Here is a 26,569-nt window from a genome sequence, read left to right as displayed (position 1 = left end):
CCCGGCCAGGCCGCCCCGCCTCCGCCCGTACGGCTACAGCTTCTCGACCGGCGCGAACCGCAGCACCAGCCGCTTCGGCTTGGCGTCGCCGAAGTCGATGGTGGCCTGGGCCCGGTCGCCCGAACCCGTCACCTCCATCACCGTGCCCAGCCCGAACTGGTCGTGCGTGACCCGGTCGCCGACCGCCAGGGAGACCACCGGCTTGTCGCCCGCCCGCCGCGTGGCGAAACCGGACGGGCCCGAGCGGGCGCGCGACGCCGACAGGGACGCGGCGACACCCGACGCGGGGCCCGACGGGCCGGACGAGGCGGCGGCCGTCCTGCCGGTGCGCTTCCACTCCAGGTACTGCGGCGGAATCTCCTCCAGGAACCGCGACGGCGGGTTGTACGACGGCTGGCCCCACGCGCTGCGCATCGCGGACCGCGTCAGATAGAGCCGCTCCCGCGCGCGGGTGATGCCCACATAGGCGAGGCGGCGCTCCTCCTCCAGCTCCTTGGTCTGGCCGAGGGCCCGCATGTGCGGGAAGACGCCGTCCTCCATGCCGGTCAGGAACACGACGGGGAACTCCAGGCCCTTGGCCGTGTGCAGGGTCATCAGCGTGATGACGCCGTCGCCCTCCTCGTCGCCGTCGGGGATCTGGTCCGAGTCCGCGACGAGCGCGACCTGCTCCAGGAACTCCGCGAGCGTGCCCGTCCCCTCGCCCTCGCCGCGCTCCTGCTCGAACTCCAGGGCGACGGCGGCGAGCTCCTGGAGGTTCTCCACGCGGGTCTCGTCCTGCGGGTCCGTCGACGCCTGGAGCTCCGCGAGGTAGCCGGTGCGCTCCAGGACGGCCTCCAGGACGACGGCGGGGCCCGCGCCGGACTCGACGATCGTGCGCAGCTCCTCCATCAGCGTGTTGAACCGCTTCACGGCGTTCGCCGAGCGGGCCGCCATGCCGTACGCCTCGTCCACCCGCTTCAGGGCCTGCGGGAAGGTGATCTTCTCGCGCAGCGCGAGCGCCTCGATCATGGCCTCGGCCCGCTCGCCGATGCCGCGCTTGGGCACATTGAGGATGCGGCGCAGCGGGACGGCGTCCTCCGGGTTCGCCAGGACGCGCAGGTACGCGAGGATGTCGCGGACCTCCTTGCGCTCGTAGAAGCGGACGCCGCCGACGACCTTGTAGGGCAGGCCGACGCGGATGAAGACCTCTTCGAAGACACGTGACTGGGCGTTGGTCCGGTAGAAGACGGCGACGTCGCCGGCCTTCGCCTCGCCCGCGTCGGTGAGCCGGTCGATCTCCTCGGCGACGAACTGCGCCTCGTCGTGCTCGGTGTCCGCGACATAGCCGGTGATGCGGGCGCCCTCGCCGGCGTTGGTCCACAGGTTCTTGGGGCGGCGGCTCTCATTGCGCTCGATCACGGCGTTCGCCGCGGAGAGGATCGTCTGCGTGGAGCGGTAGTTCTGCTCCAGCAGGATCGTCGTCGCGTCCGGGTAGTCCTCCTCGAACTGGAGGATGTTGCGGATCGTCGCGCCGCGGAAGGCGTAGATCGACTGGTCGGCGTCGCCGACGACGCACAGCTCGGCGGGGACCGGGTCGTCGTCGCCGCCCGGCTGGCCGACCAGCTCGCGCACCAGCGTGTACTGCGCGTGGTTGGTGTCCTGGTACTCGTCGACGAGGACGTGGCGGAAGCGGCGGCGGTAGTGCTCGGCGACGTCGGGGAACGCCTGGAGCAGGTGGACCGTCGTCATGATGATGTCGTCGAAGTCCAGGGCGTTGGCCTCGCGCAGCCGCGCCTGGTACATCCGGTACGCCTCGGCGAGGGTCTTCTCGAAGCCGTCGGCCGCCTGGTCGGCGAAGGTCTCCTCGTCGATGAGCTCGTTCTTGAGGTTGGAGACCTTGGCGCTGAACGACTTCGGCGGATACCGCTTCGGGTCGAGGTCCAGATCGCGGCAGACCAGGGCCATCAGGCGCTTGGAGTCGGCGGCGTCGTAGATCGAGAACGACGAGGTGAAGCCGAGCTTCTTCGACTCGCGGCGCAGGATGCGCACGCACGCGCTGTGGAACGTCATGACCCACATGGCGTTCGCCCGCGGGCCGACGAGCTGCTCGACGCGCTCCTTCATCTCGCCCGCGGCCTTGTTGGTGAACGTGATCGCCAGTATCTGGCCGGGGTGCACATGGCGCGTGGCGAGGAGATGGGCGATGCGGTGGGTGAGCACCCGCGTCTTGCCGGAGCCCGCGCCGGCGACGATCAGCAGCGGCGTGCCGTGGTGGACGACGGCGGCGCGCTGCTGCTCGTTCAACCCGTCGAGCAGGGCCTCCGGGCTCACGACGGGGCGGGGCGAGCCGTCCCGGTAGTACGGGTCGCGGGCCGGGGGCACGTCGAACTTCCCCTCGAAGAGGTCGTACGGGACCTCCTCCGCGGCCGGGGGGACCTCGGAGTCCTCGGGCGGCGGGGGCTCCTCCGCGGGGTGGTTGCGGAGATCCGCCAGGAAGCTGTCGTCAAAGAGGCTGCTCATCGCCTACCGAGTCTAGGCGGCCCCACTGACAGGCCGGGCCGGAACGCGGACCCTCACGCTCAGCGACGCGGAAGCGACGGTGCGCGGGCGCACGGGTGCCGGCAGCGGCCGCGTACGGGTGAGGACGCCGGTTACGGCCAGGACACGGAAACGTATCGGGCATATCGCGCGACGTCCTTCACAGCCCCGCCGCGGGTTGGCTAGCGTGCTCGCACGAGCGGCCCGTCCCCCGTTTCGGCGACCCGCGCCGACCGGGCCGCCCCCGCCGAATCCGGCGCGCCGCCGCCTGCCCGCCCACGGCAGGCGCGCGCACCCTCCGGAGCCGGGGACCCACCCAGTACCACCGGGGTGAATCGGCTCACGCCGCTGCCGCGGCGGGGCCGTAGGGCACCTTCCGTTCGCGCCCGAACCCGTCAGCTAACCCGGTAGGCGGTCCATGGAAGGAGATGCCGAGCCTTGGCATCGCATCGCAAGCCGCGCAGCCGGAGCACCGCACGCATCATCGGTGCCCAGTCCCCCGCTGTCGGTTTCACCACGGCCGCCGTGGCGTCCGTGACCCTGCTGTCGGCGCAGAGCGCGGCCGCCGCTCCGGCGGCCGGTACGGCTCCGGCCGGCAAACCGAGCGTCGAGGAGGTCCAGCGGAAGGTCGACGACCTGTACCGGCAGGCCGGTACGGCGGCCGGCAGGAACCACCGGCCCGGGGACGCCGCGGGCGCGCAGCCGCGCGCGGTCGACGCGGCGCCGGCCGGGGCGCCGCGCACCCGTCCGGGGGCGCTCGGCCCGAGGGCGTCGCTGCCGCTCCCGGACGCTTCGACGGCGGCCGGGGACCGGGCCCGGCCGCTGGACCTGCCCGCGGAGCCGCGGGGGCGGGCGGGCGAGTACCCGGCCGGGCGGGCGGAGGCGGCGCCGGAGCGGCAGCCGGCCGACGCGCAGGCGTCGCTCCGGGCGGCGAAGCGGACCACGCGCGCGAAGCTCGCGGAGGCGCGGGCCGTGCTGCACCGGGTGACGGCCGGCGACCGGGAGCAGTTGCCGCCGGGGCCGGCGTGGGAGCGCACGGGTGCGGGTTCCGGCACGGAGGCCCTGCCGGGGGGCGCGTCCGGGGCGGTGGCCGGTCCGGACGCGAGCGCTCCCGCACCGGAGGGTGCGGAGGGCGCGACGCGGCTCTGCGGCGGCGCGGCGGGTACGGGCGGCGGCTCCTATGCCGCCAAGGCCGAGAAGGTGCTGGCGTTCGCCCGCGCGCAGCTCGGCAAACCGTACGTCCGCGGGGCGGCGGGCCCGTCCTCGTACGACTGCTCGGGGCTGACGCAGGCGGCGTGGAAGGCGGCGGGTGTGGAGCTGCCGCGCACCGCGCCGGACCAGGCGGAGGCGGGCCGGCGGGTCGACGCGGACGAGCTGCTCCCCGGTGACCTGCTGTTCTTCGGCGACGGGCTGCGCCACGTCGGGATCCACCTCGGCGACGGGCGCGTGATCCACGCTCCGGAGCCCGGCGCCGCCGTCCGCGAGGAGCCGGTCGCCTCCCTGCCCTTCCGGTCCGCCGTCCGTCCCGCCTGACGGCCGGGTGCGGCCCCGGCCTCGCACAGGGCCGGGGCCGTCTGCCTGGCGCGGGACCGGACCGGCTGCGGGGCCGGGGCCTGGGCGCCGGACCGGGGCCCTGCTGCCGACCGGCTGCGGGGCCGGATGCTCCGGTCCGCCGGGGCGGTCAGGTCCAGAGGGTGGCGATGAAGATGTTCGCCGTCGTCAGGGCGCCCACGGCGAGGAACGGGCCCTTGCCCGCGCGCTCGTCGTCCCGCTTCACGTAGACCAGGCCGAGGATCACCACCAGCAGCGCCAGCTTCACGCCGATCTTGACGTTGTCGACGGCGGCGCCCTCGGCCTGGTTGAGGCCGACCAGGACCATGCCGGTGACGAGCATGGTCAGGGCGCCGTGCAGCATGGCCGGAACCATGCGGGCCGTGCCCGGTCCGATCGCCTTCATCTGGGTCAGGAAGCCGCCGAGGAGGGCGGCGATGCCGATGACGTGCAGGGCGACGAAGACGTTGATGAGGACGTTCATGGGCCGGAGCCTAGTCCCGGCCATACCACCGCCCGTCAGCCAGGGCCACCTCTTTCGCCACAACGATCACACGCGATACGGAATGCATGGTTCCGATCGTCGGAGTGCGATCGCAAGGCGTCCCGGAACCGCCAGCTACCGCCAATTCCGGTCACCCCGTCACCTCTCCCCCGGCCGCGCCCCTAGCGTCCTCCCCCAGCGGCCCGGCCCTCGCCGGACGCGCCGCAGTACAGCACCGAAGGGAAGTGACCACCCCCGTGGCAGCGCATCGGAAGCCCAGGCAGCGCGCGTTCGGCGGACAGGCCGGGCGCACGGCCGCCACCCTGGCCCTGGCCGGGGCGGCGACCGCCACCGCCTTCGAGGGCCCGGCGCACGCCGACCCGCGCCTCACCGCCGCCCAGGTCAAGGCCCAGGTCGACCGGCTGCACCGGGAGGCCGAGGCCGCCACCGAGAAGTACAACGGCGCCAAGGAGAAGGCGGACACGGCGCGGGCCAGGCTCGACGCGCTGCGCGACGAGGCCGCCCGGCGCACCGAACGCGTCAACGCCACGCGCGACGCCCTCGGCTCCACCGCCGCCGCCCAGTACCGCGCGGGCGGCCTGAGCCCCGCCCTCCAGCTGGCGCTCTCCTCCGACCCCGCGCGGTATCTGCGGGGCGCGGCGCTCGCCGAGCGGATCGGCGCCCGGCAGGCCGACACGATGGCGGCGCTGCGGGCCCAGCTCGTGGGCATCGACCGGCTGCGGTCGGAGGCGGACGGGCACGTACGGGAGCTGCGCGGGCACGAGGCGGAGCTGCGGCGGCACAAGGCGGCCGTGCGGAACCGGCTGGCCGCCGCCGAGAAGCTGCTGGCCCGCCTGACCGCCGCCGAGCGCGCCGCGTACGAGGCCGCCGAGCGCGCCAAGTCCGGCCCCGCCGCCTCCGGCCGCCCCGACGGCTCGGACCAGGACCGCGCCGCCCGCGCCGGCGGGGAGACCCGTACGGCGTCGGCGCCGGGCGGCGTCCAGGCGCCCACGTCGCGCGCGGCGCGGGCCGTGTCGTACGCGTACGGGGCGATCGGCAAGCCGTACGTCTGGGGCGCGACCGGCCCGTCCGGCTACGACTGCTCGGGGCTGACGCAGGCCGCGTGGCGGGCGGCCGGGGTGTCACTGCCCCGCACGACGTACTCGCAGATCAACGCCGGGCAGCGGGTCGCCCGCTCCGAACTGGCCCCGGGCGACCTGGTGTTCTTCTATCCGGGCGTCAGCCATGTCGGCCTGTACATCGGCGGCGGCAAGATGATCCACGCGCCCCGCACGGGCTCGACGGTCCGCGTGGCCTCCATCGACGAGATGCCCTGGGCGGGCGCGACCCGCGTCGCCTGACGGCCTGCCCGCGCGGCCCGCTCGCCGACGGGCGCTCAGCGGGGTGCGTGCGGCGGGGCCCCGGTCAGCGGCGGCCCGTTCGCCGGGGGACGCTCAGCGGCGGAGGGAGGACGCCGTCGCGCCCGCGCCCTCCAGGCGGCCGGTGAGCCAGGTGAAGACCGAGGGGACCTGGTCGGCCCAGGTGGAGGTGCGGTGGCCGCCGGTGACGCGGCGGACCTCGATACGGGTCGGGGGCTCGGCCGCAGCCCGCAGGTCCAGGCCCTGGCGGTAGCCGTCGTCGCCGTCGCCCGTGACCAGTAGCGACAGCCGGGGCGGGGCGGGGGCCTCGCGCAGGAGCGTCAGCGGGTTGTTGGCGTGGCGCAGGGCCGGGTCCTTCGCGGTGATCGAGTCGGGTTCGGCCGCCGGGTCGTTGTAGCCGGACATGGTGACGGCGTACCGGTAGCGGTCGGGGTGCGCCAGGGCGATCTTCGCCGCGCAGTGGCCGCCCGCCGAGAAGCCGGCGACCGCCCAGCCGTCGGCGGTGGGGACGGCGCGGAAGTGGTCGGTGACCATCTTCCGTACGTCGACGCTGACCCAGCTCTCGGCGTTGACGACGCCCGGCACGTTGGCGCAGCCCGCGTCGGCGTCGCCGAGCAGCTTGGTCCGGGGCGCCACGAGGATGAACGGCGCCACCGTCCCGTTCCGCATGAGCGGCTCCAGCCGCTCGGTGACGCGCAGTCCGGCGAACCAGGACGCCGGGGTGCCCGGGTAGCCGGAGAACAGCTCCACCACCGGGAACCGGACGTTCCGGTAGGCCGGGTCGTCGTACTGCGGCGGCAGCCACACGTACACCTCGGCGGTGACACCGGAGACCTGGCCCCTCAGGAGCGTGGTGCGCACGCGCCCGTCGGGGACGGCGGCGGCGGGGCGGAACGTCTGGGCGGTCTTCGGCAGATCGGCGATCCGTCGCCCGCCGAGCCCGTCCCGGCCCAGGTCGGGGGCGGCGGCGACATGGTCCCCGCCGCCCAGGAGGTCGTCCCAGTCGCTGAACAGGCCGTTGGTGTTGTTCACCGCGACGAAGACCACCAGGACCGCGGTGACCTGGGCGAAGCCCACCATGGCCAGCCGCGCCAGGCCCCGGACGAGAAGCGGCCCGCGCACCCGGCCCCACAGCGCGAGCGGCAGCACGACCGCCAGGACGGCGAGCACGATCACCGTCACGAGAAAGGGAGTACCCGTCAGGCTCATCACGGCCAGTAGGAGGGCGTGGCGGCCTCGCTGGTTGCCGCGCTTTTGCGCCGGTTGCCCCACAAAGGCGACGGACCGGCGGCCCGCGGTCACACCTGGCGGCGGCCGTGGCCCGCGGTCACACCAGGCGGCGGGCCGTGGCCCAGCGGGTCAGCTCGTGCCGGTTCGACAGCTGCAGCTTGCGCAGCACCGCCGACACATGCGTCTCCACCGTCTTCACGGAGATGAACAGCTGCTTCCCGATCTCCTTGTACGCGTAGCCGCGCGCGATGAGCCGCAGCACCTCCCGCTCCCGCTGGGTGAGCCGGTCCAGGTCCTCGTCCACGGGCGGCGCGTCCGTGGACGCGAACGCGTCGAGCACGAACCCGGCCAGCCGGGGCGAGAACACCGCGTCGCCCTCCTGGACCCGGAAGATCGAGTCGATCAGGTCCCGGCCCGTGATGGTCTTGGTGACATATCCCCGGGCACCGCCCCGGATGACGCCGATGACGTCCTCCGCCGCGTCCGACACGGACAGCGCGAGGAAACGCACCGGACGCTCCGCCGCCGACGCCAGGGCCGCGCAGCGGCGCAGCACCTCCACCCCGCCGCCGCCCGGCAGGTGCACGTCGAGGAGGACCACCTCGGGCCGGGCCGCGCGGATGACTGCCACGGCCTCGTCCACGTCGGCGGCCTCGCCGACGACCTCCACACCGGTCTCCTCGGTGCGCCCGATCTCCGCCCGCACGCCCGCCCGGAACATGCGGTGGTCGTCGACGAGCACCACCCGCGCCCGGCGCTCGCGCTCCTCCCCGCCCGGCACCGGGTCCGCCGCCGGACCCGCCGGCCCGCGGTCCGCCGCCGGGCCGACCGGCCGCGGCCGCCGCCCCGTGCCCCCGGCCGGGTCCCCGTCCGGCTGTCCGTCCACCGTCGTCATCCGTCCGCCTCCTGCACCCTGTCCATCTCCAGCTCGACCTCCGTGCCCTCGCCCGGCGCGGTGCGCACGCGCGCCGTGCCGCCGTTGCGCCGCATCCGGCCGACGACCGACTCCCGCACGCCCATCCGGTCCTCGGGCACCGCGTCCAGGTCGAAGCCCGGCCCCCGGTCCCGCACGGAGACGAAGACCCTGGTGCCCTCGGCCTCCGCGTACACCGTCACGGCGCCGCCCCCGCCACCGTACTTGGCGGCGTTGACCATCGCCTCGCGCGCGGCCTGCATCAGCGCGGCCACCCCTTCGTCGACCGGGCAGTCGCCGACGACCACGACCTCCAGCGGCACGCCGTGGGCGTCCTCGACCTCGGCGGCGGTCCTGCGGACGGCGGCGGCGAGCGTGTCCGGCTCGTCGGCCTCGTCCTTGCCGGTGCCCTCCGGCCGGTACAGCCAGTTCCGCAACTCGCGCTCCTGGGCGCGGGCGAGCCGGCGGACCTCGGCGGCGTCGTCGGCGTTGCGCTGTATCAGCGTCAGCGTGTGCAGCACCGAGTCGTGGACGTGCGCGGCGACCTCGGCGCGCTCCTGCGCCCGGATGCGCATGGTCCGCTCCTCCGACAGGTCCTGCGACATCCGTATGAGCCACGGTCCCGCCAGCAGCGCCATGCCCGCCAGTACCGCCATGGCGGCCGTCAGCGCCGTGCCGAGCTGGGCGACGGAGCCGCGCACGAGCAGGAACACGGTGAGGCCCATGCCGACGAGCGCCACCCCGGCCAGCCCGCGCGCCAGGTGGAACAGCCGCTTGCGGCGGTCCGAGTCGGCCCACTGGGCGCGGCGGGCGTTGTCGGCCTGCCGCCACACGAGGACGACGCCGACGCCGACGAGGAGGGCGGGCCACACATACCGTCCGGCCTCGCCGCCGAGGTCGACGGTGCCGACGAACACGGCCGCGCCGACGAGCAGCACGACCAGTGCGACGACCTGTCCCCGGTCGGGCTTGCGCAGGCGCCGCCGCCCGTCCGGGGTCGTCTCGAACAGCGTCCTCGGCTCATGGGAGCGCCCGCCGACACCGAGCGGGACGGCGATCCAGAACGTCGCGTACAGCAGCACGCCGAGCGGGCCGTGCGCGAGCAGCAGCCCGAGGAACGCCAGGCGCACCCATACGACCGGCAGGCCCAGGTGGCCGGCCAGACCGCGCGCGACACCGCCGAGTATCCGCCCGTCGGCGCTGCGGTACAGCCTGCGCACGGGCGGATCGTCGGTCGTCTCGGGCATGCGAGCGGTGACGGGCATGGACCGATCGTCACACGCCCCGGGCACCGGGACATCAGGGTCGATCCCTGAACCAGCCCTGAGAATGCCCTGATCGACCCTGAGGCCCGCCCCTGGCCGGCGGCCACCGGCCGTGGGCGCCGAGCCGGGGCGACGAGCCGGGAGGCCGCCGACCGGTTGCCGCTCCGCCGTGGTGACCGGGTCGGGGGAAGGCCCGGCGCGTCATGCCTCTGCCGCGCCGGACACGGTCTGAGCGGCGCGGCCACGCCCGGCGGAGCCTCGGGGTCCGGTGGCGGAATATCAGGGACGGGCCAGGGTCGTGCCGGATGCCGCCGCGGGCCGCGGCCGGTCACCATGGTCGTATGACGAGCGCGACGCCCACTGCACCGGAGGCGCCCGAGGCCCCGCCCCACCAGCCGCCGCTGCGGCGCACCCCGCGGCAGAGGATGGTCGCCGGGGTGTGCGGTGGGCTCGGGCGCCACTTCGACCTGGATCCGGTGGTGTTCCGCGTGGCGACCGGCGTGCTCGCCGCGGCCGGGGGCATCGGCCTCATCTTCTACGGCTTCGCCTGGCTGTTCGTCCCCGCGGACGGCGAGGAGGAGAACGAGGCGCGGCGGCTGCTGACGGGCCGTGTCGACGGCGCGTCCCTGATCGCCCTGCTGATGGCGGTGGCCGGCTGCGGTCTGTTCCTGTCGATGGCCGCGGCCAACAGCGGCATGATCGGCTTCGCGGTGCTGCTGGTGTGCGCGGTGAGCGGCGCGGCCGTCTGGTCGGAGCGGCGGCGGCACGCGGCGCCCGCGGAGCGGACGGAGGCGGACGCGCACCCGGCGGGCCCGGACGCTCCGCCGGAGACGCAGGCGCCGCCCCCGCCGGACTCCCCGTCCTGGTGGCGCGACCGCATCGTCAAGGACGGCTCGACCGGGCCGTTCCCGGTCGGTTATCTGTGGGGTCCCGCCGACGGGGCGGCGCCCGGCGCGGGGCACCGGCACGTGCCCTGGGGCCTCGCGCCGCCCGCCGCCCCCGCTCCGCAGGCGCCCGCCGCGCCGCGCGGGCCCCGGTCCATCGGCGGTCTCGTCCTGTTCCTCGCGTCGGTGGCCGGCTGCATAGGCACCACGGCCGCCTGGGGCGGGCATCCGCTGGGCGTGAGCCTCCAGTTCGGGCTGGTGTCGGCGCTCGCGGTGTTCGCCGCGGGTCTGGTCGTCAGCTCCCTGCTGGGCCGCACCGGGTTCGGGACGGTGCTCATGACGGTCGTGACGGCGGTGCTGCTGGCCGCCGTGTCGGCCGTGCCGCGGCAGATCGGCACGGTGTGGACCCGCACGGAGTGGTCCCCCGCCTCGGTGGCGGACATACGGCCGCGCTACACGGTGGACTCGGGTGTCGGGACGCTCGACCTGGCCGCCTTGGACGTGCCGCGCGGCCGGACGGTGAAGGTGGCCGCCGACGCGGGCGCGGGACGGATCGTCGTGACCGTGCCCTCCGACGTGACCGTCAAGGTCCGCGCGCGGGCCGCCCTCGGGGACGTACGGCTGCCCCCCGTGCCGGCCGCGGACAGTGGCGGTACGGGTTCCTCGGCAGGCGGGGACCTGGGGGTGGCCGCCGACCGGGACGTCACCCGGACCGTGCCGCCGCCTCCGGGTGTCCGGGCGGGCGGCACGGTGGAGCTGGATCTGCGGATCGTCGTCGGTCAGTTGGAGGTGGCACGTGCTGCGTCATGAGTTCCGCCCGGGCCGGCTGGTCGCCGGGGTGACGGGCCTGGCCGTCGCGGTCGTGTACGGCGGTGACGCGGCGGGCCGCTGGGACGCCGAGTGGTACGCGGCGCTGCCGATCCTGGGCGGCGGGATGGCGTCGGCCGCGCTGGCGGGCTGGGCCGGCTACCGGCTGCGGCGGCGGCGCGCCGCGAGGGCCGCGTCGACGGACGGCGCGGACGCCCCGGCGAGGACGAGCGGCAGCCACGCCATCAGATAGGCGAGGTCGTTGCCGTAGTAGTAGGGGTCGCTCTGCCAGCTGACCGTCAGCCACAGGCTCAGCGAGATCAGCGCACCGCCGGCCGCGGCGACCCGTGCCCACAGCCCGGCGAGCGTGCCGAGCCCCACGGCGACCTCGCCGACGCCGATCGCGTAGCCGAACAGGACGGGGTCGCGCAGCGCCGTGTCCACCAGCCAGGGCACGGCCGAGCCGTCCCGTACGGACCGCATCAGCTCACCGAGGGAGCCGGTGCCGGAGGCGGCCAGGAAGCCGGGGTCCGTCAGCTTGTCGAGCCCCGCGTAGACGAACGTCACACCGAGGAACACCCGCAGCGGCAGCAGCGCGTACCGGGAGGCGGCCGCCCGCAGGGCACCCGGGCCCCCGGGCCCGCCCCGCGTGCCCGGACCGGCCCCGCCGCTCCCGCCCGCAGGGCGCCCCCTGCGGCCGCCCGCGCCGCCACCGGGCCGCTCGCCCCGGCCGCCCGCGCCGCCACCGGGCCGCTCGCCCCGGTCGTCCGACACCCGGTCGTCGTCCCGGTCCTGGCCGGCCTCCCCGCTCCCGTACCGCGCCAGGCCGTCCCGCCCCAGGCCGTCCCGCCCCGGGCCGGGGAATGCCCCTCCCCGCTGCCCGCGGCCGTCCCGGCCGGGGCCGTTCGGTGTGTGTGCCATGGTCCTCACCCTCGTTTCGCCACCGCGCGACGCGCGCGTGCCGTGTCCGCCAGTACGGGGCGGGGGCCGCGCCGGTTCACCCCGACACCACCAGCGTGCCCGCGGAAAGCGGCGAGCCGCCGCCCACGGCTGTGGACGGCGGCTCGGCGGACGGCTGGGGTCACCCGGAGGTCACTCCCACTCGATGGTGCCCGGCGGCTTGCTGGTGACGTCGAGGACGACGCGGTTGACGTCCTTGACCTCGTTGGTGATCCGCGTCGAGATGCGGGCCAGCACGTCGTACGGCATGCGCGTCCAGTCCGCCGTCATGGCGTCCTCGGAGGACACGGGGCGCAGCACGATCGGGTGGCCGTAGGTGCGGCCGTCGCCCTGGACGCCCACGGAGCGGACGTCGGCGAGCAGCACGACGGGGCACTGCCAGATGTCGCGGTCCAGACCGGCCGCCGTCAGCTCCTCGCGGGCGATGGCGTCGGCCTCGCGCAGCAGGTCCAGGCGCTCCTTGGTGACCTCGCCGACGATGCGGATGCCGAGGCCGGGCCCGGGGAACGGCTGGCGCTGGACGATCTCCTCCGGCAGGCCGAGCTCCTGGCCGACCATGCGGACCTCGTCCTTGAACAGCTTCCGCAGCGGCTCGATCAGCTTGAACTCGAGGTCCTCGGGGAGGCCGCCCACATTGTGGTGGGACTTGATGTTGGCCGTGCCGGTGCCGCCGCCGGACTCCACCACGTCCGGGTAGAGGGTGCCCTGCACCAGGAACTCGACGGGCTGGTCGCCGGACGCCTCCGCGATGATCTCGGCCTGCGCCTGCTCGAAGACGCGGATAAACTCCCGGCCGATGATCTTGCGCTTCTCCTCGGGGTCGGTGACCCCGGCGAGCGCGTTGAGGAAGCGCTCCTGCGCGTCGACGACCTTCAGCTGGACGCCCGTCGCGGCCACGAAGTCCTTCTCGACCTGCTCGGTCTCGCCCTTGCGCATCAGGCCGTGGTCGACGTACACGCAGGTCAGCTGGTCGCCGATGGCGCGCTGGACGAGGGCGGCGGCCACGGCGGAGTCGACGCCGCCGGACAGGCCGCAGATGGCGCGCTTGTCGCCGACCTGCTCGCGGATCGCGGCGACCTGCTCCTCGATGACGTTCCCCGTGGTCCAGGACGGCTGGATGCCGGCGCCCCGGTAGAGGAAGTGCTCCAGGATCTGCTGGCCGTGCGTGGAGTGCATCACCTCGGGGTGGTACTGCACGCCGTACAGCTTCTTCTCGTCGTTCTCGAAGGCGGCGACCGGCACGACGTCCGTGGACGCGGTGACGGTGAAGCCCTCGGGGGCGGCGGAGCAGGCGTCGCCGTGCGACATCCACACCGACTGCTCGGCGGGCGTGCCCTCGAAGAGGGTGGAGCCGCTCTTGCTGACGTGCAGCGGCGTACGGCCGTACTCGCGGGCGCCGGTGTTGTCGACCGTGCCGCCGAGGGTGGTGGCCATCAGCTGGAAGCCGTAGCACATGCCGAAGACGGGGACACCGGCCTCGAAGAGGGCGCGGTCGAGGCGGGGAGCGCCCTCCTCGTACACGGAGGACGGGCCGCCGGAAAGGATGATCGCCTTCGGGTTCCTGGCGAGCATCTCCTCCACCGGCATGGTGGACGGGACGATCTCGCTGTAGACCCGGGCCTCACGGACGCGACGGGCGATGAGCTGGGCGTACTGCGCGCCGAAGTCGACAACGAGGACTACGTCCGGGTTGGTGTCGAGCGAGGCGGCAGCGGGGGTCGCTGATGACACTACGGCGGCCTTCCGGCGGTGGGAGGGGGTCGGTATCAGTCAATTCTACCGGCGTGGCCGACAGTCCTTTCGTCTCACCATCCGAACCGTGCGGGGGCGCGGCTGGCCCCGGCGCCGTCCGCGGGTCCATACTGGCGGCCATGCACACGCACGCGACCTTCGTCTTTACCTATGGCACCGGCTGGTCCGGCTGCCGTGGTCGTGCTGCTTGAGCAACTGACGACTTCACCAGGCGCCCCGGGCCGAAAAGGCCCGGGGCGTCTGCCGTCTCCGCCGGGCCGTACGCGTCCCGGGGCCCCGTCCGAGAACGAGGAGCCCCCAGCGATGACCCCGACGACCACCACCCCCGCCGCCCCCGCGGGCACCCGCACCGAGGACCGCGGCACCGGCCGCGCCCCCGACCGGGCCGCCGCCAGGTCCGCCGCCGACGTCACCGGCGCGCGGACGGACGCCGCCGCCGAGCTGATCACCGGCGCCCGTGAACGCATCGACGCGCTGGACGACCGGATCATCGGCCTCATCCAGGAGCGCATGGCCGTGTCGGCCGTCATCCAGGAGGCCCGCGTCTCCTCCGGCGGGCGCCGGGTGAACCTCGCCCGCGAGATGGAGGTCCTGGACCACTACAGGACCGCCCTCGGCAAGCCCGGTACGGCGCTGGCGATGACGATGCTGGAGCTGTGCCGGGGCCGCGTCTGACGGGGGTGCGTCTGACGGGGGTGCGCGTCCCGCCCGTGCGCGCTCCCGCAACTCTCACCCGTACGGAGCGTGACCCGGGCCACACCGGGTCGTTGGTCCCGGTGTCCGCGCCAGCGCGTGACTTCGCCGGAGCGTGTGGCGCATCGCGTGTGCGCCGTGGGACCGCGCTCCGGCGTGTGTGACCGGACGGCAGGGGACAGCAGCCCGGTCACCCCAGAGGGGCGGTCGGCCCGGGGACGCCCGGTGCCGGCCGCCCCCTCCATGTGTCCGCGCGCCGTCCCGTACACCTGTGACCGCCCCGCGGGCGGACCGACACGCGACACGTGACGCAGCACACATAAAGAATCTGTCAGTTCGCGGGCAACCATCCCCCCTCGTCGCAGGTCATGCATGCGAAACCACGGCCTCGCCTGTCCCACGGACAGCGCGGGGCCCACCACGCTCCCGTGCCGCATCCGGTGGTACGCCCCGACCACGAGGTCTGACTTGAAGCTTCGCCGCGCCATGGCCGTCGCCGCCGCGACCGCCGTCATCACGCCCGCCGCCTTCCTGATGGCCCCGGCCGCGTACGCGACGGACTCCACGCCGTCCGCGACGGAGTCCTCCGCGCCGGCCGCGACCCCCTCGCAGGACGCGGCGACGTCCGAGACGACGTCCCCCGCCGAGGACGAGAAGTCCCAGGAGACGGGCACGCCCGAGGAGCTGTCGAAGACCGAGGAGCCGAAGACGGAGGCCCCGGCGGCCGGCGCCACCACCCCGGCGCCCTCCGGCAGCGCGTCCGCCCCGGCCCCGTCCACCACGCCGAGCGGCTCCGCGTCGCCGTCCGAGCCGGCGATGGAGTGCGAGAAGTTCGAGGACAACGAGGGCCTGCGCACCTCGCTGGTCGGCCTGCCGTCGAAGGTCGTCGCCGGTTCCGGCTGGCAGAACTTCTCCTTCCGCGTGGAGAACAAGACGGGCCACGACGTCGAGGGCGTCGACGCCTACCTGTACGCCGACGCCATCGACGGCGAGGACTTCGACTCCATGGCGCAGTACCTCACCGTCCAGGCCCACATCGGCGGCACCTGGGTGAACATCGCGGACGAGGACGGCTACTTCGGCACCTCCAACGCCCTCAAGGAGAACGAGTTCACCGAGGCGCAGATGCGTCTGAAGGTCGACGCCAAGGCCCCCGCCGGCTACGGCTTCGCCTTCGCCTCCGGTGTCAGCTTCACCCAGGACGGGCTCTGCGAGTTCGGCGAGGAGATGGAGTACGAGTTCGAGATCCTCGCCGCCGGCACGGACGCGGGCGACGTGGACGACGCCGAGGGCAAGCCGGGCAAGGGCGACAAGAAGCCCGACACCAAGCCGCAGGGCGAGCTGGCCGAGCTGCCCGTCACCGGCACGCTCGCCGAGACCGGCTCCAGCTCCATGCTGCCGACCATCGGCATCGCGGGCGGCATCGCCATCGTCGCCGGCGCCGGTGTCGTCTTCGCGCTGAAGCGCCGCCAGAACGGTGCCGCCGCGTAACGGCACCGTCTGAGGACTGGGGAGGCGCTGCGCTCGGAGGGGGGCGCAGCGCCTCTCTGTGTTTTCCGGGGGGCGCCACGCCTCGTCCTCCGGGGGCGGCCCCACCTCGTTCTCCGGGACCGTGCCGCCTCCGCGGCTTCCGGTCGTGCCGGCTCCGGGGCGTGCCGCCTCCACGGCTTCCGGCGTCGTGCCGGCTCCGGGCCGTGCCGCCTCTGGCACGTCGTGGGGGCTTCCGCGGGCGCTACGCGTCCGTCTTCCTCGGCGGGACCTTCGGCATCCCCAGGAAGGGCAGGCGGAGGGCGCCGTAGGCGTGGGGCGGGACCGCCGGGGAGACGGGTGGCACGGGGGCCAGGCGCCGGTACGGGGCGTCCTGGGCGGGGCGCGGGTCGGGTTCGCCCTTGTTGGGCCACAGCGACATGGCGCGTTCCGCCTGGGCCGTGATCGTCAGGGACGGGTTCACGCCCAGGTTGGCGGAGACCGCCGCGCCGTCGACGACGGAGATCCCCGGGTGCCCGTACAGCCGGTGGTACGGGTCGATGACGCCGTCCCGCGCGGTGGCGCCGATGGGGCAGCCGCCGAGGAAGTGCGCCGTGAGCGGGGTGCCCATCAGCTCGCCGATGTTGGAGCCGGCGAAGCCGTTGATCTCCTCGGCGATCAGGGTGGCGGCGCGGGTCGCCTCGGGGATCTGCTTCGGGTTCGGGGCGCCGTGCCCCTGGCGGGCGGTGAGCAGGCCCTTGCCGATGCCGCCGCGCTTCAGGTGGGTCGTCAGGGAGTTGTCGAGCGACTGCATGACGAGCCCGATGATGGTCCGCTCCGACCAGCGGCGGTTGGACAGCGACCGCAGGGTCTGGAGCGGGTGGCGGACGCTGTTGCCGAGCCAGGCGGCGACGCGGTTCTTCGCGTAGGGCACCTGGAGGATCGACAGGGACCCCATGGCGTTGGAGCCCTTGCCGTAGCGGACGGGCTCGATGTGGGTGTTCTCGTCGGGGTGGATGGACGAGGTGATGGCGACGCCGCGGGTGAAGTCCAGGGGCGCGCCGTGCCGCTTGCGGTAGCGGCGGTCGGTGGTGAGGGAGCCGACGAGGGCCTCGGAGTTGGTGCGGGTCAGCTCCCCGAGCCGGTCGGAGATCCGCGGCAGCAGCCCCTGGTCCTTCATGCGGTGCAGCAGCGTCTGGGTGCCGTACGTGCCGGCCGCGACGACCACGTACCGGGCGCGGTAGGTGCGCGGGGTGCCCGTGCGGCGGCGGTCGGTGGGGACGGCGCGGACGAGGTGGCCGCCGTCGCGGTCCTCGGTCACGGCGGTGACGGTGGTCATCGGGTGGATGACGGCGCCGGCCCGTTCCGCGAGGTGGAGGTAGTTCTGCGTGAGGTTGTTCTTCGCGCCGTGCCGGCAGCCGGTCATGCACTCGCCGCACTCGGTGCAGGCCCGCCGCGCGGGCCCGGCGCCACCGAAGTAGGGGTCGGGCACCTCTTCGCCGGGGGCGGCCTCGGCGGTGCCGTCGGCGTCCTTGCCGTCGCCGAAGAACACCCCGACGGGCGCCAGGTGGAAGGTGTCGCCGACGCCCATGGCCCGCGCCGCCGCCTTGAGGTGGACGTCGGAGGGGGTCATGGTCGGATTGAGTCGGACGCCCAGCATCCGCTTGGCCTGGTCGTAGTACGGGGCGAGCTCGGCCTGCCAGTCGGTGATGCCGGCCCACTGCCGGTCCTGGAAGAACGCGGGCGGCGGTACGTAGAGGGTGTTGGCGTAGTTGAGGGAGCCGCCGCCGACGCCGGCGCCCGCGAGGACCATCACGTTGCCCAGCAGGTGCACGCGCTGGAGGCCGTACAGGCCGAGGGCCGGGGCCCACAGGTAGTTGCGCAGGTCCCAGGAGGTCTTCGGCAGGGTGGCCGGGGTGAAGCGGCGGCCGGCCTCCAGCACGCCGACGCGGTACCCCTTCTCGGTGAGGCGGAGCGCCGAGACGGAGCCTCCGAACCCGGAGCCGATGACGATGACGTCGTAGTCGTACGCGCGGGGGCCGCGGGCGTCCGGGGCGGATTCCGGCTGGTTCTGGGCAGGGGGGACCTCGGGCATGGCTCTCCTCGTACAGAAGGACCGAAAGAGGGAGGGAAGGGCGGGGCGGCGGCCGCCCGCCCCGTCGCGGCGGGGCGCGGCGCGGCGGACGTGTGCCGCCCCGTCCCGGCGCGGGCGGACGTGTGGCGCCCCGTCCGTCGTCAGCGCAGGCGCAGGGCCTTCATCACCTTCAGGCTGCGGCTCATGAACGCCGCGTACTTCTCGTCGTCCATCCCGAACGCGGGCGCCAGCGGCATCAGACGCTGCTGGGCGACCGTCTGGGCCTCCGTGTACTTGAGGATGCCGTCCGAGCCGTGCCGGCGCCCCAGCCCCGAGTCCTTCATCCCGCCCATGGGGGCCTGGACGCTGCCGTACGCGGCGCCGTAGCCCTCGTTGACGTTCACCGTCCCGGCGCGCAGGCGGGCGGCGACGGCGAGGCCCCGGCGGGCGTCCTTCGTCCAGACGCTGGCGTTGAGGCCGTACGCGGTGTCGTTGGCCCGCGCGATCACCTCGTCCTCGTCGGTGAACCGGTACACGGAGACGACCGGGCCGAAGGTCTCCTCCGCGCACACCGCCATGGAGTCGTCGACGCCTTCGAGGATGGTCGGCTCGTAGAAGAGGGGGCCGATGTCGGGGCGGGCGACACCGCCGGCGAGGACCGCGGCGCCCTTGGCGACGGCCTCGTCGACATGCCGCGTGACGGCCTCCAGCTGCCGCTCCCCGACCAGGGAGCCCATGTCGGCGCCGTACGCGAGGGACGTGCCCAGGCGCATCGCCTTCGTCCGGGCGACGAACCGCTCCAGGAAGGCGTCGGCGATCGACTCGTGGACGTACAGCCGCTCGATGGAGATGCACAGCTGCCCGGCGGAGGAGAAGCAGGCGCGGACGGCGCCCGCGGCGGCCTTCTCCACATCGGCGTCGCGCAGCACGAGCATCGGGTTCTTGCCGCCCAGCTCCAGGGAGACCCCGACGAGCCGGGCCGCCGCGCCGCGGGCGACCTCGCGGCCGGTGCGGGTCGAGCCGGTGAACGACACGTAGTCGGCGTGCTGGACGACCTCCGGGCCGACGACCGGGCCCTCGCCCAGCACGACCTGGAACACCTCGGGCGGCAGTCCCGCCTCGACCAGCAGGTCGCGCGCCCACAGGGCGGTCAGCGCGGTCTCCGTGTCGGGCTTCATGACGACGGCGTTGCCGGCGGCGAAGGCGGGCAGGGCGTCGCCGACGGACAGCTCCAGCGGGTAGTTCCACGGAGCGATCTGGCCGACCACCCCGCGCGGCTGGCGCAGCTCGGTCACCTTTGTGAGCACCGGAACGGCTCCGGTGCGGCGCTTCGGGCCCAGGTACGCGGAGGCCTTGACGCCGTAGTGGCGGGCGGCGATGGCGACCGCCTGGATCTCCTCGTGGGCGTGCAGCCGGGCCTTGCCGGTCTCCAGCTGGATCAGGTCGAGGACCTCCGCCTGGCGCTCCAGCACCAGGTCGTGGAAGCGGAGCAGCACGGCGGCGCGGCGGCGGACGGGCCAGGCAGCCCACGCGGTCTGGGCGGCGCGGGCGCGGGCGAACGCCTCGGCCACGTCCTCGGGAGTGGACTCGGGCAGCTCCGCGAGCCGCTTCCCGGTGAACGGGGTGTGGTTCGCGGTGCGCCCGGAGCCGACGACGCCCTTGGTGAGCCGGGCGACCAGGTCGGGCGTCACGACATCGGCGGCGGTGCGGGCCCCGGCGGGGGCGGGGGCCACGGGGTTGGTGGGAGACGCGGGGTGCCCCCGTCGCGGGGCGGGCACCGCCGACGCCGGGGCGGCCGGCGTGGACGCGGCGGGGGGCGTGGGTCCGTTGGCGTGGGCGGAGGCCTGCGTGTCCGTCATGGGGGCGAGGGTATGCGGGGTACGGGCCGTTTGGGTACCCGGCGGTAACGTCTTTTCACCGTGCGTCCACATCACGCCAGCGTTCACTGGCAAATAAGCCCTGATCAGCGCGTTGTCAGCAGCAGGACGACTCCGAGAGTGACCGCGACGGCGATCGCCGCGACCAGGGCGGCGACCAGCGGCCCGGTGGCGGGCCCACCCGCGCGGCGCGCCTCGCGGGCCCCGTCGTGCGGCGGTACGCGGTCGGGCGCCGCGCCGTCGGAGGGCGGGGTTCCGTAGGGCGCCGCGTCGGAGGGCGGGGACCCGTAGGGGGACGCGCCGGGGACCCCGTACGGGGAGGCGTCGGGGGATCCGTAGGGGGAGGCGTCCGGGGTCCCGTAGGGGGAGGCGGCGGGGGGCGGGATCCGCGGTGGGGCGCCCTCCCGTGGGAGCCCGCCGGGCGGCGTGGCGGATGCGGGCGGGGACGGCGACGGGGCCGGGATGGAGGACGGAGCGGGGGCCGGGGCCGCGTACGGCCGTTCGGCGCCCTGCCCCGGGCGGTCCTCGGTGGCGACGGCGTCGGGGAGCACGGCGTCCTGGGGCTCGACGCCCGCAGGCGGCGCCACGGGCAGGGCGGGCGCGGCGGGACCCCGGTCCGGCGCGCCGCCCACCGGCCCGAGCGGCGACACGCCGGGCAGGTCGGCCGCCTCGGGGACGTCCGGCACCTCTGGCACCAGGGGCACCTCCGGTACGGCGGGCGCGTCGCGAGGGGCGGGCGACGACCGGCCGGGCAGCACCCTGGCCCGGTGCCGCACCCGGTCCCGGGCCCGCGCGGGCGGTACGGCGTGCGAGCGGGCCCCGGTCGGCGCGTCCCCCTGCCCCACCTGGGCGCCCGGCCGGGCCTCGTCGGGCCGGTCGTGGGCGGCCGGCGGGTCACCGGGCAGCGCCCCGCCCGGAGCCGCCACCGCCGCCGCGCCCATCCCGGCCGCGCCGAGGACGGCGCCGCCCGCGCCCGTCGCGTACGCCCGCAGCAGCCGTTCCGCCTCCGCGCCGTCGAGCCTGCGCGCCGGGTCGCGTTCCAGCAGCCCCCGTACGACCGGCAGCAGCGGCCCCACCACGGCGGGCGGCCGGATCTCGGCCTCCACGACGGCGTGCAGCACCCCGCCCAGCGAGTCGCGGTGGAACGGCGAGCGGCCCGTCATCACCGCGCACAGCAGGACGCCCAGCGACCACAGGTCCGCCGCCGGCCCCGCCCGGTGGCCCTGCATCCGCTCCGGCGCGGTGTACTCGGGCGAGCCGACGAACATGCCCGCCTCGGTCAGCGTGGTCGCCCCGGCCAGCTGGGCGATCCCGAAGTCGGTGAGGACGACCCGCCCGGTGGCCTCCTCGACCAGGACGTTGGCCGGTTTCAGATCCCGGTGCAGCACCCCGATCGCGTGCGCGGCGCGCAGCGCGGACAGCAGGGCCAGACCGATCCCGGCCGCCTCCCGCGCGTCCACCGGGCCCCGTACGGCGATCCGCTCGGCGAGCGACACGCCCTCGACGAGCTCCATCACGATGTACGGGACGCCGTCCTCCTCCACCACGTCGTGGACGCACACGATGTGCGGGTGGTGCACCCGGGCCACCGCCCGCGCCTCCCGCAGCGTGGCGTCCACGGCCGCGTCAGCCCCGCCGCCCGCACCCGCCCCGCCCGGCGCGCCGCCGCTGCCCCCCGCGTCCACGTGCAGTTCCTTGACGGCCACCTGACGGCCCAGCAGCTCGTCGTGGGCGCGCCACACGGTGCCCATGCCGCCGCGCCCGAGGCGGGCCTCCAGCCGGTAGCGGCCCATGATGCGGCGCATCTCGCGCGACGCCGGCCCGGGCGGCTGGTGCCGCCCCGCCCCGCGCTCCCCCGCCTCGCCCTGTTCCCCCTGGTCCCCCTGCTCCCCCGCTCTCCACCCTCCGACCGACACGGCCCATCTCCTCCGCTCGCGCCGAGGAGGTCACCCCCCGGCGGGTCGCCAGTGGCGCAGCACGATGTCGAACTGCTCCCGTGTGGTCGCCCAGTCTTCCTCGGGAGACGACATGTACAGCGCGTACTCGGTTCCGTCGTCCGTGTAGTACACCTGATCAATCGCGTGGCGCTTACCGGGGTGTGTCCTTTTCTCGTACCAGGTGAACTCCCAGAGACAGGATTCCAGCTGATCACGGAACGTATTCTGGTCGAGCTTCACACGGCGGTATTCCGGCAGCCTCTCCCGCAGGGACTTCTCCACATCGAGCATGTGCATATACGGGTTCTCGAAATCCGGCGTGTCGTCGACGCTGACGCGAATGCGATGCCTGCCGTTGTCCGGCGTGTAGTCGATCTGGTCGCCGTCCATCTGCCTTTTCCAGCCGACCGGTACGGCCAGGCTGAAGCCCAGCGGGTCCTGGACGCGCTGCCACCCCTCCGGGAGCCCGCCGGGTATCGGCGCGGCCGTGGCGTCTCCGGAGGGCGTCGGTTCGGCGGCGATGTTCGTGGTGGCCGGGCCGCCCCTGTCGGCGTACCGCATGACGGCGAACCCGGCGCCCGCGCCGACGGCCGCCGCGAGCAGCACCACCATGGCGGCGCGACGCCAACGGGCCGCGCCCGCCCGGACGGTGGTGGCCGGACCGTGCGGCGCGGCGGGCGGCGCGGTGGCGGTGGCGGTGTCCCCGGCGGCCCCTTCGGGCCGGCGCGCGATGCCGTCCGCCACCTCCCGCAGCTCCTCCGGTGACACCGACCGGGTCGGTACGAACGCCTGCGCGGCGCTGGGCGTGCGGCCCTCCATCGCCTCGATCAGCATCCGCTCCAGCTCACCGGCGGTGGGCCGGTCGGCCGGGTCCTTGCGGAGCAGCGCCGTGATCACCGGGGCGAGCGGGCCCGCGTGCGCGGCGTCCCCGGCCTCCTCGGTCACCACGGCCTGCATGGTGCTGATCGGCGATGAGCGGCGGAACGGCGACTCGCCCTGGACGGCCGTGTACAGCGTGGCGCCCAGCGCCCACAGGTCGGAGGCCGGGCCCGGGTCGGAGCCGCGCACCCGTTCCGGCGCCAGATAGTCGATGGAGCCGACCAGTTCACCGGTCCGGGTGATGGTCGAGTCGCCCTCGATGGCGGCGATGCCGAAGTCGGTGAGGAGGACGCGCCCGTCGCGGGCGAGCAGCACATTGCCCGGCTTGACGTCCCGGTGGAGCACCCCGGCGGCGTGCGCGGCGCTCAGCGCGCCGAGCACGTGCAGTCCGATCCGCGCGGCCTCCCGGGGTGATATCCGGCCATCCGGCGCGGACTTGACCGTGTCGGCGAGGGAGGAGCCGTCCACGTACTGCATGACGATCCACGGCCGGTCGTCGTGTTCCAGCACGTCGTGGACGGTGACGACAGCGGGGTGGGTGATCCGCGCGGCGGCCCGGGCCTCCTTCTGCGTACGGGCGTGCAGGACGACCCGGTCCGCCTCGGAGACGAACTGTCCGGCCGTCAGCTCCTTGACGGCGACGGTACGGTGGAGCACCTCGTCGTGGGCCCGCCACACCTTGCCCATCCCGCCCCGGCCGATGGTCTCGCCCAGCCGGTAGCGCCCCGCGAGCACCAAGCCCCCGCCCATGCCCTGAGTCTGTTCCACGTGTCTCCGCTCAGCCCCGCCCCGCTGCTTCGGAGCAAGGTTACGGAGGGTGTGCGACGCGCGGAACCTCGGGGCGGCCACGGAGACCGCAACGTGATACGGGTCCCGCTGATTGGCGCGATTTCGCCACTGTGGGTGATCTGAACGAGTGAACAGACGCCCCGTCAGTCCACCGACTCGCGAGCTGCTGTGGCCTGTTCGCAGCGCTCCGTGACCCCTCCTCCGCCCGACCGCGGTCGAGGTGGCCGCGCCGTCCGGCGCGGCGAGGCCCCGTCAGCGGGTGGCGTGGTAGGCCTTGGTGGCCTGTTCGAAGACCTCCGTGACCTTGTCCCGCTCGGCCTCGGGGCCGATGACCTGGACGACGTGGTAGCGGTCGCCGATCAGCAGCGCGCGGTTGCGCACGTACACCTGGCGTCCGTTGGCGTCCTGCCAGGTGAACTGACCCTCCGCCATGGCCTGCCGGCCGATGTCCACGCGCCGCAGTCCGGTCGCGGTCGCCCAGGTCGAGTCCCGCCACGGCTGGAGCTCGCGCTCCTTGCTGCGCTGGTACTCCAGCGGGTCGGCGCCGGCCGTGCGGACGGTGTCGCGGCCGGGGACGATGATCAGCGTGTAGTCGCCGTCCGAGTAGCGGACCTGCCCGATGTCGTTGATGGGGCTGCGGCGCCAGGTGCTGTCGACGGCGACGCGGAAGCCCTCCGGGTCGGTGCGCACGACGTACCCCTCCGGCACGGCGGGCGCGGTGGGCGTCCCGGCGTTGGTGGACGGCGCCTGGCCGGTGGGCGACGGGCTCCGCGGGGCGGGCGCCCCGGCGCCGGTCGGGGTCGGGTCGTGCGGGGTGGTGGCGGTGGGGCGTGCGGTGCCGGTGGGACGCTGCGACCGGTCCTGCGTACCGGCCTCGGGCATGAACAGCACGGCGTACGCGATGGCGCCGGCGAGGCCGAGCAGTATCAGCAGCAGGAGGGTGCGGCCGAGCGCGCGGGGGCTGCCGCCCCCGGGATGCCGGTCCCGCTTGTGGCGGTGCCGGGCGGGCGCGGCCGGGACCGCCTCGGGGACGGGGGCCGCGGCGCGGGCGGAGGCGCGGGTGCGCCCGGCGGTGCGGGTGCGGGTGCGGCGCCTGCGGACCAGGTCGCCGCGGCGGCGCAGGATGGGCAGGCGGGCCGCGTCGGCGGAGGGCATCGGCACGACGTGGGCGCCCGCGTCGGGCTCGGGCGCCGACCGGACGAGGGAGCGCAGCCAGCCGCGCAGCTCCTCGAAGTCGGGCCGCTCGGTGGGGTCCTGGCGCAGCAGCGACTCGACGACGGGGCGCAGCGGGCCGCACTCCTCGGCGTACGCGGGCGGCTCGGAGCACACCATCTGGACCAGCTCGGCGGCATTGTCCTCGGGGTACGGGGCGTGTCCTTCGAGGACCCGGAACAGCAGCGCGCCGAGCGCCCACAGGTCGGTCGCCGGCCCGATGGGCGGGGCGAGCCGCCAGGTGCCGTACACGGGGCCCGCCTGCTCGGGAGCCCAGCGCTCGGTGACCGCGCCGACGAGGGCGATGCGCGTCTGGCGGGCGCGCTCGGCGGCGAGCGGCGTGGTGGGGCCCCGGTAGACCTCGTCGGCGTCCCCGGCGGGGGCGGTGCCGGGCTCGTCGCGGGGGCGCGGGGGGCGGCCGACCGGCGCTCCGGGGTGCTGCGGGGTCCCGCGCCGCGCGTCGGCGCGCAGGCCGGCGCGGGCGCCGCCGTACGGGGCGACGTCTCCGTACGGGGACGCGCCGCCGCCCGCCGGGACGGGGCCGTCCCGCCACGTGCCGGTGAGCAGCGCGCGCGGCGGCCGGACCTCGCCGTCGTCCTCGTCGTCCTCGTCCCCGTGGGCGTCGTCGGGCCCGTAGGGGCTGTGGGGGTCGTACGCGGTGTACGCCCCGTGGCGCGCCGGGCCGTGGGCGCGGCCGGAGTCCCGGTCGCCGTACGCCTCGTGGTCGCCGTACGCCTCGTGGTCGCCGTAGTCGTCGGTGTCGTCCCCGTCCTCGGCGAACCGGTCGGCCGCCTGGGCGACGTACTGGGGCTCGTAGCCGCTGGGCAGCGCCGGCGGGCCGGGCGGGAGCGGCGCGGGGGCCATGGCGCGCGGCGCCCCGTAGGGGTCCTCGTACACGTCGTCGTACGCGTCGTCCTCGTCCCGGTCCTCGTCGTACGCCCGCACACGCCCGCTGAGGATCCGGCCCCCGGAGCCGTCGTACGCGTCGTCGTCCTCGTGGTCCCCGGCCTCCTCGTGGTGCTCGGCGGGACGGGCGCGATCGTCCCCGTAGGGGTCGCCGTCTCCGTACGCGTCGCCGTCCTCGTAGGGGCCGTCCTCCTCGTAGGGGCCGTCCTCCGCGTAGGGGCCGTCCTCCGCGTAGGGGTCGCCGTCCGGCTCGGCGTACGGGGTCTCCGCCTCGTCCGGCAGGGGCACGGGCGCGTAGCCGCACAGGGCCTCCTCGGCGGCGCCGGTGGCGAGGCCGCTGAGGACCACCCGGCCGTCGTCGCAGACGAGGACCGTGCGGGCGGTGATGTTGCGGTGCGTCCAGCCGTGGGCGTGCAGCGCGCGCAGCGCCGTGACCACGTCGTTGGCGATCTCGGCGGCCCGGTAGGGGGTGAGCGGCTCGTCGCGGACGAGGGCGGCCAGCGGCCGGGCGGCGATCAGTTCGCTGACGATCCAGAGCGAACCGTCCTCGGTGAAGACGTCGAAGACCTGGTCGAGGCGCGGGTGGTCGGGGATGCGGGCGACGGCCTGGACGGCCTCGACGGCGCGCCGCACGGCCGGGTCCGCGGCGGCACGCGCCGCGGCGCGCCTCGGCGCGTGCCCGTAGGGGCGGCCGTAGTCGTCGGCGTCGAGGACCTCGGCGTCCACGGTCTCCGGCAGGGGCAGCTGCCGGACCATGACCTCCTGGCCGCTGTACGTGTCGAAGGCACGGGTCTCGACCGGCCCGTACGCGCCGGCGTACCCCGTCCCGTCGCCGTAGCCGTAGCCGTCCCCGTCCTCGTCGTCGGGGAGGACGGGCAGGCGATAGCGGTCGGCGAGCACCCTTCCCGCGTAGTCGTCCACGACGCCTCCCCAGCAGCGCGCTGTCCCCCCGGCTCCGCCGTTCGCACGCACGTGGTGCGGAGCCGTCGATCC

General features: G+C 75.0%; 18 protein-coding genes and 1 riboswitch. Of the genes, 6 read left to right on the top strand and 12 right to left on the bottom strand.

Annotation, left to right across the window (positions count from 1 at the left end; translation table 11 throughout):
* Positions 1-33 precede the first annotated feature (33 nt).
* A complete protein-coding gene (gene pcrA / locus ACSUPT_RS18460) occupies positions 34-2,499 on the bottom strand; it encodes a DNA helicase PcrA (protein WP_351963386.1) in 2,466 nt (821 codons plus the stop codon).
* Positions 2,500-2,797: 298 nt separating this feature from the next.
* Positions 2,798-2,947, top strand: a riboswitch (cyclic di-AMP (ydaO/yuaA leader).
* A gap of 8 nt (positions 2,948-2,955) precedes the next feature.
* On the opposite strand from pcrA, the gene ACSUPT_RS18455 reads away from it, so the two are divergent.
* Positions 2,956-4,050, top strand: coding sequence for an NlpC/P60 family protein (locus ACSUPT_RS18455; RefSeq protein ID WP_436944991.1), 1,095 nt, complete (start codon positions 2,956-2,958; stop codon positions 4,048-4,050).
* Between the two features lie 148 nt (positions 4,051-4,198).
* Here the strand turns inward: ACSUPT_RS18455 and ACSUPT_RS18450 are convergent, their stop codons facing one another.
* Entirely contained in the window at positions 4,199-4,552 is a 354-nt protein-coding gene (locus tag ACSUPT_RS18450; protein WP_351963384.1) for a hypothetical protein, read from the bottom strand.
* A 257-nt stretch (positions 4,553-4,809) separates the two neighbouring features.
* Between ACSUPT_RS18450 and ACSUPT_RS18445 the strand changes: the two genes are divergently transcribed.
* Positions 4,810-5,913 carry an NlpC/P60 family protein gene (locus ACSUPT_RS18445; RefSeq protein WP_436944990.1) on the top strand — a complete coding sequence of 368 codons (1,104 nt, stop codon included), beginning with the start codon at positions 4,810-4,812 and terminating at the stop codon, positions 5,911-5,913.
* A 93-nt stretch (positions 5,914-6,006) separates the two neighbouring features.
* On the opposite strand, the gene ACSUPT_RS18440 is transcribed toward ACSUPT_RS18445, so the two are convergent.
* From ACSUPT_RS18440 to ACSUPT_RS18430, 3 genes are all read right to left on the bottom strand, one after another.
* Positions 6,007-7,113 carry an alpha/beta hydrolase gene (locus ACSUPT_RS18440; protein WP_365726660.1) on the bottom strand — a complete coding sequence of 369 codons (1,107 nt, stop codon included), beginning with the start codon at positions 7,111-7,113 and terminating at the stop codon, positions 6,007-6,009.
* Between the two features lie 145 nt (positions 7,114-7,258).
* Positions 7,259-8,056: a LuxR C-terminal-related transcriptional regulator gene (locus ACSUPT_RS18435; RefSeq protein WP_436944989.1), complete on the bottom strand. Its 798-nt coding sequence runs from the start codon at positions 8,054-8,056 to the stop codon at positions 7,259-7,261.
* On the bottom strand, positions 8,053-9,339 hold the full coding sequence (locus ACSUPT_RS18430; RefSeq protein WP_436944988.1) for a PspC domain-containing protein: 1,287 nt from the start codon (positions 9,337-9,339) through the stop codon (positions 8,053-8,055). Before ACSUPT_RS18430 ends, ACSUPT_RS18435 begins: the two co-directional genes overlap by 4 nt.
* Before the next feature lie 341 nt (positions 9,340-9,680).
* Here ACSUPT_RS18430 and ACSUPT_RS18425 point away from each other — a divergent pair, with 341 nt between their 5' ends.
* Both ACSUPT_RS18425 and ACSUPT_RS18420 read left to right on the top strand, forming a co-directional pair.
* Positions 9,681-11,033, top strand: coding sequence for a PspC domain-containing protein (locus ACSUPT_RS18425; RefSeq protein WP_436944987.1), 1,353 nt, complete (start codon positions 9,681-9,683; stop codon positions 11,031-11,033).
* Positions 11,020-11,283 (top strand): hypothetical protein, encoded by a 264-nt coding sequence (locus ACSUPT_RS18420; protein WP_361654675.1) that lies wholly within the window; start codon positions 11,020-11,022, stop codon positions 11,281-11,283. Before ACSUPT_RS18425 ends, ACSUPT_RS18420 begins: the two co-directional genes overlap by 14 nt.
* Here the strand turns inward: ACSUPT_RS18420 and ACSUPT_RS18415 are convergent.
* Entirely contained in the window at positions 11,190-11,651 is a 462-nt protein-coding gene (locus tag ACSUPT_RS18415) for a DoxX family protein (RefSeq protein ID WP_361654995.1), read from the bottom strand. The genes ACSUPT_RS18420 and ACSUPT_RS18415 overlap by 94 nt on opposite strands.
* Before the next feature lie 471 nt (positions 11,652-12,122).
* On the bottom strand, positions 12,123-13,721 hold the full coding sequence (gene guaA, locus ACSUPT_RS18410; protein ID WP_436944985.1) for a glutamine-hydrolyzing GMP synthase: 1,599 nt from the start codon (positions 13,719-13,721) through the stop codon (positions 12,123-12,125).
* A 324-nt stretch (positions 13,722-14,045) separates the two neighbouring features.
* On the opposite strand from guaA, the gene ACSUPT_RS18405 reads away from it, so the two are divergent.
* Together ACSUPT_RS18405 and ACSUPT_RS18400 are read left to right on the top strand one after the other, a co-directional pair.
* The gene (locus ACSUPT_RS18405; RefSeq protein ID WP_399216994.1) at positions 14,046-14,417 is read left to right on the top strand and encodes a chorismate mutase; all 372 of its coding nucleotides are present in this window, start codon (positions 14,046-14,048) and stop codon (positions 14,415-14,417) included.
* A 486-nt stretch (positions 14,418-14,903) separates the two neighbouring features.
* Positions 14,904-15,926 carry an LPXTG cell wall anchor domain-containing protein gene (locus ACSUPT_RS18400; protein WP_351963375.1) on the top strand — a complete coding sequence of 341 codons (1,023 nt, stop codon included), beginning with the start codon at positions 14,904-14,906 and terminating at the stop codon, positions 15,924-15,926.
* Positions 15,927-16,167: 241 nt separating this feature from the next.
* Here ACSUPT_RS18400 and ACSUPT_RS18395 read toward each other — a convergent pair whose 3' ends face one another.
* The 5 genes from ACSUPT_RS18395 to ACSUPT_RS18375 form a co-directional block, all read right to left on the bottom strand.
* Positions 16,168-17,997 carry an FAD-dependent oxidoreductase gene (locus ACSUPT_RS18395; RefSeq protein ID WP_436944983.1) on the bottom strand — a complete coding sequence of 610 codons (1,830 nt, stop codon included), beginning with the start codon at positions 17,995-17,997 and terminating at the stop codon, positions 16,168-16,170.
* Between the two features lie 140 nt (positions 17,998-18,137).
* On the bottom strand, positions 18,138-19,835 hold the full coding sequence (locus ACSUPT_RS18390; RefSeq protein WP_436944981.1) for a succinic semialdehyde dehydrogenase: 1,698 nt from the start codon (positions 19,833-19,835) through the stop codon (positions 18,138-18,140).
* Between the two features lie 104 nt (positions 19,836-19,939).
* Positions 19,940-21,658 carry a protein kinase domain-containing protein gene (locus ACSUPT_RS18385; RefSeq protein WP_436946233.1) on the bottom strand — a complete coding sequence of 573 codons (1,719 nt, stop codon included), beginning with the start codon at positions 21,656-21,658 and terminating at the stop codon, positions 19,940-19,942.
* Positions 21,659-21,799: 141 nt separating this feature from the next.
* Positions 21,800-23,437 carry a serine/threonine-protein kinase gene (locus tag ACSUPT_RS18380; protein WP_436944980.1) on the bottom strand — a complete coding sequence of 546 codons (1,638 nt, stop codon included), beginning with the start codon at positions 23,435-23,437 and terminating at the stop codon, positions 21,800-21,802.
* A gap of 273 nt (positions 23,438-23,710) precedes the next feature.
* Entirely contained in the window at positions 23,711-26,497 is a 2,787-nt protein-coding gene (locus ACSUPT_RS18375; RefSeq protein WP_436944978.1) for a protein kinase, read from the bottom strand.
* Positions 26,498-26,569 lie beyond the last annotated feature (72 nt).

Source organism: Streptomyces sp. SudanB25_2051, from assembly GCF_964272635.1.
Taxonomy (GTDB): domain Bacteria; phylum Actinomycetota; class Actinomycetes; order Streptomycetales; family Streptomycetaceae; genus Streptomyces.
The sequence above is the reverse complement of the archived record's forward strand: the minus strand, read 5'-3'. Positions and strand labels throughout refer to the sequence as shown.